The following is a 13,292-nucleotide window of genomic DNA, read 5'->3' as shown; positions in this document are numbered from 1 at the left end:
ATTATCTTCGCTGAAAATAATGGAAAAAGTAACAATAGTTCTTCTTAGTAGTAATCGCCCGAATTTTATCGGAAAAACAATTGATTCAATTAAGGTCCAGAGCGAGAATAATTTCAGGTTGATCGTGTCGGATAATTCTTCGAATAACGAAGTCGAACAAATCGTGGCGGATAAATATCCGGATCTATCTTATATTCGCAGAATACCTCGATTGTCGGCATTGGATCATTTCAAGACGGTGCTATCAGAAGTCAACTCGGAATATTTCGTGATTTTCCATGATGATGACCTCATGCATGAAGATTATGTTTCACGTATGGTTGAGGTACTAGATGCAGATGCGTCATTATCTGCCGTTGGCTGCAATGCACGAATAATCAAAGACGAAGATTTTACAAAAAGGATTTTTTTTCGGCAGCAGGAAAGAAAAAAAATTATCCAGAGTAATGAAGATTTTATTGCACCCTATTTGAGGTTCATGGATAGAGTGGCACCTTTCCCCGGTTATATGTATCGTACTGAAAAGGTGAGGGGATTGTTTCTGGATGTGGCAGAAGGCGGAAAATATTCTGATGTTTCATTCTTGATGCAGGTGGCGTCGCGCGCGCCTATCTGTTGGTTGAAAGATCCTTTAATATACTATCGTTTTCATTCAGGAAATGATAGCGGAACAAACAGCATTCCTCAACATTTAAGATTGTTAAGATTCATCTTCAGGAATACAGAGCTGGACCGTCGGAGTGATTTGATAAAGCAATATAAATTCGCTTACTGGTTGAAATGGCTTTTGAATCGGGGAAATTGGAATTTCAGTAGATATTCATTGAGGAAATTAAGAGTAGTTGCAAAATTTGTTTTATTTCAGGGATCTTTTATGATGATAAAAGATCCTGCGATATTTAAAAGAATTATACATAATAAAATTTTTTGAGGAATGGTAATGAGTAAAATTGCATTAATTACTGGTATCACTGGTCAAGATGGCGCATATTTGGCAGAATTTTTGCTTAAAAAAGGATATGTGGTACATGGCATCAAGCGCCGTACCTCTCTTTTTAATACTGATCGCATTGATCATCTGTTTGAAGACATTCATGTCGACAATCCGCGTCTGATTTTGCATCATGGTGACCTTACCGACTCGACAAGCCTGATCCGTATTATCCAATTGGTTCAGCCAGATGAAATTTATAACCTTGCTGCACAGAGCCATGTGGCGGTGTCTTTTGAAGAGCCTGAATATACGGCTAACTCCGATGGACTGGGTCCGCTGCGTATTCTGGAGGCAATTCGTATTCTGGGTCTGGAGAAAAAAACTCGTTTCTACCAAGCATCCACATCTGAACTTTATGGTTTAGTTCAAGAAATACCGCAAAAAGAAACAACGCCGTTTTATCCACGTAGCCCCTATGCTGTAGCAAAAATGTATGCCTACTGGATCACGATTAACTATCGCGAGGCTTATGGCATCTATGCCTGTAACGGTATTTTGTTTAATCATGAGTCGCCAATCCGTGGCGAAACATTCGTCACCCGGAAAATCACCCGCGCATTGGCACGCATTAAATTGAACATGCAAGAATGTCTGTATCTTGGCAATATCGACTCGCTGCGTGATTGGGGTCATGCACGCGACTATGTCGAAATGCAATGGTTGATGTTACAACAAGATAAGGCAGAGGATTTCGTCATCGCTACTGGGGAGCAACATAGCGTTCGTGAATTTGTCACATTGACCGCCAAGGAATATGGTATTGCAATGCGTTGGGAGGGGAGCGGCGTAGATGAAGTCGGTATCATTGATGGTTTCCTGCCGGGCGCCGAAGCAATGCCTCATCTGTCGATTGGCCAGGTCATCATGCGTGTCGACCCACGTTATTTCCGTCCGACGGAAGTGGAAACGCTGTTGGGCGATCCAACGAATGCCAAACAAAAACTGGGCTGGTCGCCGACAACTTCGTTCTCTTCCCTTGTGACGGAAATGGCACAGGCCGATTTGGATCTGGCTCGCCGTGAACAATTGATGCATGCTAGTGGATTCAAGGTCTATCCACGCGTCGGCACGTAATTCAGGATACTGCCATGCGAATATTAATAACAGGCGGTGGTGGTATGGTCGGCAGCAATTTTCGGGAACATGCTGCCGCACAGAACCATGAGCTGCTGTTTCCAACCCGCCAAGATCTGAATCTTTTCTCGTATGAACAGACTGAAAAATTCATCCGCGAGGCCCAGCCCGATCTGATCATTCATGCAGCCGGTCGGGTTGGCGGTATCCAGGCCAATATGCGAGAGCCGGTCCGATTTTTGACGGAAAATCTGGATATGGGCCGCAATGTGATCCTTGCCGCTCGCGCGGCAGGAGTGAAGCGCCTGATCAATATCGGCAGTTCCTGCATGTATCCACGTAATCTGGATGTTCCGTTAAGCGAGAACATGATATTGACGGGGGAGTTGGAACCGACGAATGAAGGCTATGCGCTAGCAAAAATTACGGTTGCACGCCTGTGTGAATACATCACGCGGGAAAACCCTGAATATCAGTACAAAACAGTGATCCCATGCAACCTATATGGACGGCATGATAAATTTGATCCGCGCTGGTCTCATCTGATTCCAGCCATATTGCATAAAGTGCATGAGGCCAAGCAGTCAAATCAGGCGACGGTTGAGATATGGGGAGATGGCACGGCCCGGCGCGAGTTCATGTATTCGGGCGATTTGGCCGATGCACTGTTTCACGCAGCGGATAACTTCGAAACTCTGCCAGGCATGGTAAATATCGGCCTTGGCACCGATTATTCGGTCAACGAATATTACGCAATTGCTGCTGAAGTAGTTGGCTACGAGGGTGAATTTGTTCACGATCTGAGCAAGCCGGTCGGAATGAAGCGCAAACTTACGTCGATAGTACTTGCGAATACATGGGGTTGGAGTGCCAAGACCTCCTTGCGAGAAGGGTTGGCACTCACTTATGAATTCTATTTAAATACGGAGAAAAAATAATGTCCTATCCATTGGCAAGTACGACATGGGATCAAGCGGAATACGCTGCAATACAAAAAGTTGTCGATTCAGGCATGTTTACGATGGGCAAATATGTTGCCGAATTCGAAAAAGACTTTAGCGCTTATACTGGCAGCAAATATTGCGTCATGGTCAACTCCGGTTCATCGGCAAACCTGGCGATGGTCGCTGCACTGATTTATCGTAAGGAAGGCGCATTGAAACGAGGCGATGAAGTGATCGTGCCAGCGGTATCATGGAGTACCACTTACTATCCTTTGTATCAGTATGGCCTGAAGATCAAGTTCGTCGATATTAATCTGGATACTTTAAACTACGATCTGGAACAGCTGGCCGCCGCGGTCACCGATAAGACCCGCGCTATCATGACGGTCAATTTGCTTGGCAACCCTAATGATTTTGATGCAATCCAGAAGATTGTTGCAGGCCGTGACATCATTATTCTTGAGGACAATTGCGAGTCCTTGGGCGCGGAATTCAAGGGGCGTCAAGCTGGTACGCATGGTTTGATGGGCAGTTATAGCACGTTTTTTAGTCATCATATCGCCACGATGGAAGGTGGCATGGTGGTGACCGATGACGAAGAGCTGTACCATATTCTGTTGTCCGTACGCGCACATGGCTGGACCCGTAACTTGCCTAAAGAAAATCTGGTATGCGGCACAAAGAGCGATGATCCATTCGTTGAATCATTCCGCTTCGTGCTTCCAGGCTATAACCTGCGTCCACTGGAAATGAGTGGCGCGATTGGTATCGAACAAGTCAAAAAACTGCCAACCATCATCGAGGAGCGCCGGGCAAATGCGGCGAAATTCCTGGAATTGATGAAAGCTTATCCTGCCTTCAAAGTGCAATCTGAAATTGGCAAAAGCAGCTGGTTCGGTTTCAGCCTGATCATCAATCCGGACGCACCATTTACCCGCGCCGATGCCGTCGCCGCTTTTGAGAAATTTGAGATCGACTGCCGTCCGATTGTGGCCGGCAATTTCGCGAAAAATGAAGTGGTGAAATGGTTTGACAGCTCGGTGCATGGTGAACTGGTCAATGCAAACTATATCGACAGCCACGGTCTGTTTATCGGCAACCATCATTATGGTCTTGATGAGCAATTCGATCTGTTGAAAGAAGCACTGAATTCGCTTCCGGCCTGAGAGTTTGCATGCATTATTCAGTAACAGTTGATACCATGGTCGATTTCAATTGATTTCCGTCCTTATCGGCCGATTAATGCAATTCGTCATTGCATTAATCGGAACTCGTCTCCTTACCACATTACTGCCTCCTGAGGAAGTCGGAAGAATCGCATTAATCACTGCAATAACAGCTTTCTTTGCCATGTTCCTGGTAAATCCGGTTGGAATGTATATTAATCGACATTTGCATGAATGGGCAGAAAAAGGCCAGATCAAGTTTTATTTTTCTATTTATTGGAAATATCTGTTGCTGGTTTGTGCCGCAGCAGGCAGCATTTGTTACATATTGAATTATTTTGAACTTATTTCAGTTCATGCAAGGAAATTCTGGCTGTTGACGCTGATTTGCGGATCACTTCTCTTCAACACCATCAATCAGACCGTTATTCCGTCGCTCAACATGCTGGGCTATCGCAATGTGTTTATCCTGTTGACACTTGCAACTTTAATCACCGGATTAATTTCAGCGTTTGGCCTGACGCAAGCCATGCAGGCAACCGCAGAATATTGGCTACTTGGTCTCTTGATAGGGCAGGCTGTTTTTGGCTGGCTGGGTATCAAAATATTGTACAAGAGAGTGGCCATTGCGATACCGTTTGCACTCGGTAATCACGATCAGTTGGTAGCGCAATTATGGCGCTATGCCTGGCCGGTGGCTCTTGCTGTCGGGCTGGGATGGGTACAAATGCAGGGTTACCGTTTTATTCTGGAAAAGCAGGTTGGCTTGGCCATACTGGGTTTGTATTTTGCAGGTTACGGTCTGAGTGCTTCGCTGCTCGCGGCATTTGAAATGATCCTCACGACTTACTTTCAGCCTCTGCTCTATAAACGAGTGAGCATGCAGGGCGTGATGTTTGATGCGCAAGCGTGGAATGACTATGCCTCTGCCATCTTGCCAGCGTTGATATTTGTAACAGCAGCTATTTGTATTGCCTCAAAAGAAATAACAGCAGTCATGCTGGGCTCAGCTTACCAAGATGCCGGGCGATATGTGTTACTAGGAGCGCTGGCCGAGGCAACCAGGGTTCTGGTGGGAATGGTAGGATTAGTTGCTCATCTACGGTTGAAAACACACTGGTTGCTTTTCCCAAATTTTATCGGTGTATTAATAACAATTGGTTTGATCCTTTTCCTAGTCCCGGTTTTTGGCTCAGGTTCTGCAGCAATTTCAGTGGCTTTAGGCGGAGCCTTCGTTGCTGTTACCATGTATTTTTTCATGCGGCAGAAAGTTTTGCGATTGCCTTGGATAAAGGTATTGCAGGCATTGTTCATGGCTGGCTTTGTCTACCTCTGCAGTATTGTGATTCGACATGTACTGGGAAAAAATAGTGATGTTTTTCATGCTTTGCTATTTTTAGGTATATTCGGAATATTGGCCCTTCCCATGCTGTATATATTGCTCCGGTCACATATTAAAGCTTAATTTTAGGATATTGTTTGATGAAAATAATGTTGGTATGCATGCGCTATGATTATGGTGACCCATCCAGGGGCGAGTCGTATGAGTATTATAATTTCTATCAAAGCCTGATCAGTTTGGGTCATGAAGTTTTGCTATTCGATTATATGACCATCCTCAAGGAAATTGGCAAGGCTGAAATGAACCAGAAGTTGCTGGATACAGCAGGATCATTCTCGCCTGATTTGGCAATGTTTTCCTTGTATACTGATCAATTTGAACCTGCATCGCTTGAAGCATTGCGCAAGTTGACCAAGACTTTGTGTTTTTTCCACGACGATACATGGCGTGTGGAATATTCAAAATACTGGGCTGCTTTTTTTGATAATTTTACAACTCCCGATATTTATGGTGTCGAGAGATATCGAAAGCAGGGCATCATGCACGCGGTTCACTTTCCATTCGGTGCAAATGAAATACTCTATGATAAAAGAGAAAAAGAAAAAATCTATGATATTTCTTTCGTCGGAGGATGGCATCCGTACCGCGCGTGGCTCGTAAAAAGACTCAGAAAAGCCGGAATGAACGTCGTAACTGCCGGCCATCGTTGGGAGAAAGGCATTGTTCCTCATAGCGAAATGGTGGATATATTCAATCAGAGCAAGATTAATTTGAATCTGTCAAATTCGGCTTCTTGGGATCTTCGCTATCTCGCCACTTCGCCATACGGGATAGTCAATCGAATCCGTTCAAAAAAGAATATCGAGCAGCTCAAGGCTCGCCATTTTGAGATCAATAGCACTGGAGCATTTCAACTATCCTATTATGTTGAAGGCCTTGAAAAATACTATGATATTGGATCGGAAATAGGGATTTATATTGACTCTGACGATTTGATTGAAAAGGCAAAATTTTATCTGAAGGACGATAAAAAAAGGGAAGAGATGGCAGATGCGGGTTACAAGCGAACCCAGAAAGAGCATGTGTTTTCCGCGCGTTTCAATCGCGTGTTTCGGGAAATCGGACTGTTAGGTTAATTGATTTTCATTTCGATAGTCTGGTAAATATCATGAAGAATAAAAAGCGCATTATATTGTTGGAACCCTCATCCTATCATTATCAGCAAGATCGCCTGTTTGATATTGGAAATGAGCATTTGAACAGAGACGGTACTCTGCTTCCATTTTTTCGCGCCTCGCAGATAGCCAAGGAAAATGGGCATGAGCTCCATACTGCCGACATGCATGCCGGATATGGAGAAGGAAAGTTCGAATATTATTCCCTCGGCATTCTTAACGGCGAGAAGAAGTTGGCTGGAGTTTCTGGAGTGAATTATTCTGGATTTCTGATTATGGAGCCACCAGTCGTGGCGCCGGAGCTATATGCCGCATTGCCGCAATTGACTGCAATGTATGACTGCGTGTATGTTCATAATACCGAAGGCATGGGTTATTCGACTAAAAACGTCGACATGTCTAAATTGAAGAAATTCTTTTGGCCCATGCCTTATGGTGATGTACAGGAACCATTCTGGTCCAGGACTGATCGTAAAAATTCCATTGTTGTTATCAATGGTAATCATAATCCGAGGTTTCGTTCTGGAGAGCAATATAGTACACGCATTGAGGCCATGGCTGAATTAGCACCATCTGGTGCAATCGACTTGTATGGCTTTGGCTGGAAGAAATGGTGGAGCCCGCGGTCGTTATGGCTACCGTATTGGCGAAACCGGAAAAGTCTGATGTCGATTTACAAAGGATCATGTCAGTCGAAACTTGATACGTTAAGTAAATATCGTTTTTGCCTTTGTTTTGAAAATATGGCAATGGACGGATATATAACTGAAAAAATCATTGATTGTTTTTACGCCGGCACAATTCCTCTTTATTTGGGTGCGCCCGATATTGATAAATATATACCGGAAAATTGCTATATTGATTGCAGGGAATTTACTTCGTGGACTGACTTGTTAAAAAAAGTTCAATCGATGTCTGATGAGGAAATTGAAGAGAAGCGTGGGGCTGGAAAAAATTATCTGCGCAGTGCTGAGGGTCAACGCTTCTTCAATTCGCTCGATTCTGTTCTGCAAATATCATAATTCCTCGGATAATTCATTATCTGATCATTATTTTAAAAAGCTCCGCTTGTTTTTGATAGCGGAGCATTTTCATATTGTCGCAGTTTTTGTAATGCAGCGACATTTTGCGGCGTAAGCGAAATCATGCATCTCGCTACAGGCATTTTATTTTTGCACTTATCGGAACTCTGGTGTTTACAGGTTTTGGTCTGGCTCTCATACAGGACGACTGATAAAATCTTATATCGCGATTTCCATCATTTGACGTTGGATGGAAGTGATACTTATGGAAATAAATTTGCTTTGTGCTTAGCAACACTGCCAGAATAATTTTTCTTTAGCGTCAAGAGTTTTTCTGTCATACAAATCCGCCAGGCTTCAGGACTCTCAGTCCTTCCCATGTTGCCATGATTCGGATGGCCACTTGGGATTGGGTGTCCAATGATATTATTTTGCCACTCACGCTGGTTAATAGAGAGCAGGTTATTGCTTTCCGAAAGTCTCCTGCAATATGCGCTGCTCACTTCTGGCATAGTTTCAGGGCCGCCTGCCACTGTGGCAAGCCACAAAAGGCATGCAGCAGACGTTGTGAGGACAATACTGAATTGGTGGGACGCCGGGCTGGCACCGGATAATCTTTTGCCAAAATCGCTTTCAGTCTAGGTTTTTTGTGTACCGAGGCATGCGCCATGATCGCCTCGGTAAAGCCAAACCAGCTTGTCATTCCTTGGGCCGTCAAATGGTACAGGCCCGAGCGTGCTGACCACCATGCCTGGTGGTCAGCCGTGGCCAGGCTGTTCGCGACGATATGTGCCGTGGTGTCGGCGATGGTACGGCTCCAGGTCGGGGCGCCGAACTGGTCGGAAACGATACTCAGTTCTTCACGCTCCTGGGCCAGACGGAGCATGGTCAGCAGGAAGTTCTTGCCATGCATGCTGTAGACCCAGCTGGTGCGCAGGATCAGGTACGGGATGCCGGCCGCCTGGATGGCTTGCTCGCCGGCCAGCTTGCTGCTGCCATACACATTCACGGGGCAGGTCGGATCGGTTTCGACGTAGGGACCCTCTTTCGACCCGTCAAAGACATAATCGGTGCTGTAATGAATCATCGCAGTGCCTAGTTTCTTTGCTTCTTCGGCCATGACAGCCGGCGCCTCTCCATTGATGCGCAGCGCCAGGTCCGGCTCGCTCTCTGCCTTATCCACTGCGGTGTAGGCAGCAGGGTTGACGATCAGGGTCGGCTTGACGCGGCGGATGACGTCGCGCACCTGGTCCAGGTCAGCCAGGTCCATCTGATTGCGGTCTACAGCGATGATTTCGCCCAGGCCCTGCAGGCTGCGTTCGAGTTCGTAACCGACCTGGCCGGTTTTTCCTGTGATTAAAATGCGGCTCATCAAATAGTTGCGTTCTAGTGTGGCAGATTGGTCGGTAACGGTCAGGCAAAAACGTCGGCATTGGCCAGCAGGGTCCCGACGCTATCTTTGCCAGACAGCAGTGGTTCGCCATTGAGCGGCCAGTCGATGCCGATGGCCGGGTCATTCCACAGGATGCTACGTTCGAACTCTGGCGTCCAGTAGTCGGTCGTCTTGTAAAGAAACTCGGCGCTATCGCTGGTAACGACGAAGCCATGGGCAAAGCCTTCCGGTATCCACAGCTGGCGTTTGTTGGCCGCTGATAAGGTCATGCCTACCCAGTGGCCGAACGTCGGCGAACTCTTGCGCAGGTCGACGGCGACATCGAAGACTTCGCCAGCGGTCACACGTACCAGCTTGCCTTGCGGCTGCTGGATCTGATAATGCAGGCCGCGCAACACGCCTTTGGCCGACTTGGAGTGATTGTCCTGCACAAATTCACGCGTAATACCAGTCAGTTCAGCGAAGCGTTTTTTGTTGAAGCTCTCATAAAAAAAGCCCCGGTCGTCGCCAAATACGGTAGGTTCGAGTATTAACACATCAGGTATGGCTGTGGTCTGGATTTGCATGGTGTATCGGTATCGTAGGAACTAAGTGGAAAGCGCGGCGCGTGTCAGAATATCTTGTCGTTGAGCAAGCGCAGCAGGTATTGACCATACGCGTTTTTCTTTAATGGATGGGCCAGTTGCTCCAGTTTGGCGGCATCGATATAGCCTTTACGATAGGCGATTTCCTCAGGACAGGCGACTTTCAAACCTTGGCGATTTTCGATAGTGGCGATGAATTGGCCCGCCTCCAGCAGGGACTCATGCGTGCCTGTATCGAGCCAGGCCATGCCGCGGCCCATCAGTTCGACGTTCAACTGTCCCCGCTCCAGATAAGTGCGGTTGACATCCGTGATTTCCAGCTCGCCACGTGGTGAAGGGGCGATGCCAGCAGCAATATCGCACACCTGGCTATCGTAGAAATACAGGCCGGTGACGGCGTAGTTCGATTTTGGCTTGAGCGGCTTTTCTTCGATGCTGACGGCGCGCCGCTGTGCGTTGAAGTCGACCACGCCATAACGTTCTGGATCGGTGACATGATAGGCGAACACGGTGGAGCCGCTGGTGCGTGCTGAGGCTTTGCGCAATTGCGTTTCGAAGTCGTGGCCGTAATAAATGTTGTCGCCCAAAATAAGCGCCGATGGCGCGTCGCCGACAAATTCGCGGCCGATGATGAAGGCCTGCGCCAGGCCGTCCGGAGTTGGCTGCACGGCGTAGCTGAGTTTGATGCCCCACTGGCTGCCATCGCCCAGCAACTCCTGGAAGCGCGGCGTATCTTGTGGCGTGGAAATGATCAGGATATCGCGTATGCCGGCCAGCATCAGGGTGGTCAGCGGATAGTAAATCATCGGCTTGTCATATACGGGCAGCAGCTGCTTCGATACGGCCATGGTGACGGGATACAGACGCGTGCCGGAACCACCGGCCAGGATGATGCCCTTGCGTTCGATGATGGCGCCCATTATTTCTGCTCCTGCGCCATGTCGCGTGCCGCGTAGTTTTTCTCTACCCATTTCAGGTAGTCGCCCGACTGGACATCGCATACCCATGCCTGGTTGTCTAGGTACCACTGGACGGTCTTGCGTATGCCGGTGGCGAAGGTTTCGGCCGGCTTCCAGCCCAGTTCGCGCTCGATCTTGCGCGCGTCGATGGCATAGCGGCGGTCATGGCCAGGGCGATCCGGCACATAGGTGATTTGTTCGCGATAGCTGCCGGATGCTTTCGGGGCCAGCGTATCGAGGATGTCGCACAAGGTGTGCACGACTTCCATGTTGCCATTTCATTCCAGCCGCCCACGTTGTAGACCTCGCCCAGGCGTCCCGCCTCGAGCACGCGGCGAATCGCCGAGCAATGGTCGCTCACGTACAGCCAGTCGCGCACTTGCATGCCATCGCCATAGACAGGCAGGACCTTGCCTGCACGGGCGTTGCTGATGATGAGCGGAATCAGTTTTTCCGGGAAATGGAAGGGACCATAGTTGTTCGAACAGTTGGTGGTGAGCATCGGCATGCCATACGTGTGGAAATACGCGCGCACCAGATGGTCGGACGCCGCTTTCGATGCCGAGTAGGGGCTGTTCGGCGCATACGGCGTCGTTTCCGTAAATGGCGGGTCATTCGGTCCCAGCGTGCCATAGACCTCGTCGGTCGAGACGTGCAGGAAGCGGAAGCCATCCTTGGCCTCGCCCGTCAAGCCGCTCCAATAGGCGCGTGCTGCTTCGAGCAAGCTGAAGGAACCGTTGATGTTGGTGGTAATGAATTCGCCGGGGCTATGGATCGAGCGATCGACATGGCTTTCTGCGGCAAAATGCACGATGGCGCGTGGTTGGTGTTCTGTCAGCAGGCGGGAGATGTGGGCGGTATCGCAAATATCGCCACGCACAAAGAGATGCCGAGGGTCTTGCTCCAGGCTGGCCAGATTGCTGAGATTGCCAGCGTAGGTCAGTTTGTCAAAATTGATTACGGGCTCATCGTTGAGTGCCAGCCAGTCTCTTAAAAGTTGGAGCCGATGAAGCCGGCGCCGCCTGTTACTAAAATCATGCTGCTATCCTTTTTTACTTGAACATCTTCACAACGCTCTACTTTTCTGGTTGTTTTAAAGCGAGGTGAGAAATATTTCGAGATGGTAATTGTTGAAATTACATTTTCTCATTTGGCTAATATGCGCCATCTTTCTTGAAAATGACTTTAACCGTTTTCAGTAAAATGACGATATCATTAAATAAAGACCAATTCTTGACATACCAGGCATCGAGATAAACGCGCGTATCATAGCTGACGTCATTCCTGCCGCTGACTTGCCATAGGCCCGTAACACCGGGTTTGGCTTCCAGGTAATAGTCTACTTGGGAGCCATATCGCTCCAGTTCCGCATCAACCACGGGACGCGGCCCGACCAGGCTCATTTCGCCTTTTAATACGTTCCATAGCTGCGGCAATTCATCCAGGCTGGTCCGGCGCAGGAAGTGGCCGATCGAGGTAATGCGCGGGTCGTTCTTCAGTTTGAAATCACGGTCCCATTCAGCGCGGGCGACCGGGTCGCGTTCCAGTAACTCTTTCAACAGCACATCGGCATTCACGGCCATGGTGCGGAATTTGTAGCAGAGAAAATGCTTGCCATTCTGGCCGACGCGTTTGTGGCCGTAGAAGATGGGACGGCCCGAAGCCAATACCTTGGCGGCAATCCATAGCAGGATGGGGGCGCCGACGATCAGCACGCAAAACGAGGCCGTCAGATCAAAGCAGCGCTTAATCAGTTGCAAGCCTGGCCGCGCCAGGTTGTTGCGCATGGTCAGCAGCAAGACTTCATGTGTAAAAAAATGGTTGACCTCCATGCCGTACAGGGGCAGGCCACGTACCGCTGGTACCACTTGCATATTGACAACGCAGCGGCTGACTTGCTGGATCATGCATTGATAAGCGTCAATGCCACCTTGCTCCAGGGCGACAACCGCATGCGGTTCGCCCAGCAGCTTGAGCGTTTGTTCCGGGTTATCACCCAGCGGAATGCAGGGCACCGCTTGTTTGCTGCGGTTCACATAATGTTGTTCCAGGTGCTCCTGGCCTTCCGGTATCAGGAAGGCAATCAGGCGATAGCCCATCAAAGTTTCCTCATCAAAGGCACGCGCTGTTTGCAAGGCATTGTCGCCCCATCCGATGATGACCATGGGGCGTATCCAGCCGCCTGCTTTCATCAGCAGGTACTTGACGATACCGCGCAGCAGCAAGACAAAGCATGGCAGCAGCAGCCAGGTGGCCAATAGTGCTTCGCGCGAGGAGTCGCGCTTGTCGAGGAAGACCAGGGCGGCGTCGAGTAGACCCATGACCATGGCGACCTTCAGGAGTTCCTTGATTTCATTCGAGTATGGACGACGTTTGGCATGATGGCCCTTCAGCTTGAAGATCGCCAGAGTGATCAGGGATAGCAGGCTATAGCTGAGCAGGCGCGAACTATCCAACCCGAAGCTGTTCAAGTCGCCGCCATCGAGGGTCCATTTCCCAGCGAGCCAGAATGCCATGAACATGGCAAGTGCATCGGCAAAGGTGAGAAAATATTTTTCTGACCTGTTGCTGCAATACCATTTCACTTCTTGTACAAAGATGCCTTCGATTGGTTTCATGATGACTTGCTAAACCTTATA

Annotated in this window: 11 protein-coding genes and 1 pseudogene; 7 read left to right on the top strand and 5 right to left on the bottom strand. The window is 48.5% G+C overall.

The genetic code is table 11. From position 1 onward, the window contains the following. Window positions 1-19 precede the first annotated feature (19 nt). The 7 genes from AC3IQ7_RS28050 to AC3IQ7_RS28020 all read left to right on the top strand — a co-directional run bounded on the left by AC3IQ7_RS28050 (window position 20) and on the right by AC3IQ7_RS28020 (window position 7,717). Window positions 20-931 carry a glycosyltransferase family A protein gene (locus AC3IQ7_RS28050; protein ID WP_489207935.1) on the top strand — a complete coding sequence of 304 codons (912 nt, stop codon included), beginning with the start codon at window positions 20-22 and terminating at the stop codon, window positions 929-931. A 9-nt stretch (window positions 932-940) separates the two neighbouring features. Next, window positions 941-2,068, top strand: coding sequence for a GDP-mannose 4,6-dehydratase (gmd, locus tag AC3IQ7_RS28045; protein WP_489207934.1), 1,128 nt, complete (start codon window positions 941-943; stop codon window positions 2,066-2,068). A 14-nt stretch (window positions 2,069-2,082) separates the two neighbouring features. Further along, a complete protein-coding gene (locus AC3IQ7_RS28040; RefSeq protein WP_489207933.1) occupies window positions 2,083-3,006 on the top strand; it encodes a GDP-L-fucose synthase family protein in 924 nt (307 codons plus the stop codon). Next, complete coding sequence (locus AC3IQ7_RS28035; protein WP_489207932.1) at window positions 3,006-4,178, top strand: DegT/DnrJ/EryC1/StrS family aminotransferase; 1,173 nt, start codon at window positions 3,006-3,008, stop codon at window positions 4,176-4,178. The genes AC3IQ7_RS28040 and AC3IQ7_RS28035 overlap by 1 nt, the downstream gene beginning before the upstream one ends. A 76-nt stretch (window positions 4,179-4,254) precedes the next feature. Then, the gene (locus AC3IQ7_RS28030) at window positions 4,255-5,643 is read left to right on the top strand and encodes a lipopolysaccharide biosynthesis protein (RefSeq protein WP_489207931.1); all 1,389 of its coding nucleotides are present in this window, start codon (window positions 4,255-4,257) and stop codon (window positions 5,641-5,643) included. A 17-nt stretch (window positions 5,644-5,660) separates the two neighbouring features. Further along, window positions 5,661-6,656 carry a CgeB family protein gene (locus AC3IQ7_RS28025; protein WP_489207930.1) on the top strand — a complete coding sequence of 332 codons (996 nt, stop codon included), beginning with the start codon at window positions 5,661-5,663 and terminating at the stop codon, window positions 6,654-6,656. Window positions 6,657-6,688: 32 nt separating this feature from the next. Next, window positions 6,689-7,717 (top strand): glycosyltransferase family 10 domain-containing protein, encoded by a 1,029-nt coding sequence (locus AC3IQ7_RS28020; RefSeq protein ID WP_489207929.1) that lies wholly within the window; start codon window positions 6,689-6,691, stop codon window positions 7,715-7,717. Window positions 7,718-8,216: 499 nt separating this feature from the next. Here AC3IQ7_RS28020 and rfbD read toward each other — a convergent pair whose 3' ends face one another. The 5 genes and pseudogenes from rfbD to wbaP all read right to left on the bottom strand — a co-directional run bounded on the left by rfbD (window position 8,217) and on the right by wbaP (window position 13,271). Further along, window positions 8,217-9,089 (bottom strand): dTDP-4-dehydrorhamnose reductase, encoded by an 873-nt coding sequence (rfbD, locus tag AC3IQ7_RS28015; protein ID WP_489207928.1) that lies wholly within the window; start codon window positions 9,087-9,089, stop codon window positions 8,217-8,219. Window positions 9,090-9,130: 41 nt separating this feature from the next. Further along, window positions 9,131-9,676 carry a dTDP-4-dehydrorhamnose 3,5-epimerase gene (gene rfbC, locus AC3IQ7_RS28010; RefSeq protein ID WP_489207927.1) on the bottom strand — a complete coding sequence of 182 codons (546 nt, stop codon included), beginning with the start codon at window positions 9,674-9,676 and terminating at the stop codon, window positions 9,131-9,133. A gap of 44 nt (window positions 9,677-9,720) precedes the next feature. After that, the gene (rfbA, locus tag AC3IQ7_RS28005; protein WP_489207926.1) at window positions 9,721-10,614 is read right to left on the bottom strand and encodes a glucose-1-phosphate thymidylyltransferase RfbA; all 894 of its coding nucleotides are present in this window, start codon (window positions 10,612-10,614) and stop codon (window positions 9,721-9,723) included. After that, window positions 10,614-11,691, bottom strand: a pseudogene (gene rfbB / locus AC3IQ7_RS28000) (dTDP-glucose 4,6-dehydratase). The gene rfbA and the pseudogene rfbB overlap by 1 nt, the downstream one beginning before the upstream one ends. Window positions 11,692-11,807: 116 nt before the next feature. Further along, on the bottom strand, window positions 11,808-13,271 hold the full coding sequence (gene wbaP / locus AC3IQ7_RS27995) for an undecaprenyl-phosphate galactose phosphotransferase WbaP (protein WP_489207925.1): 1,464 nt from the start codon (window positions 13,269-13,271) through the stop codon (window positions 11,808-11,810). Between the last annotated feature and the right edge of the window lie 21 nt (window positions 13,272-13,292).

It is taken from the genome of Janthinobacterium sp. GL_088, assembly GCF_057837845.1.
The sequence above is the reverse complement of the archived record's forward strand: the minus strand, read 5'-3'. Positions and strand labels throughout refer to the sequence as shown.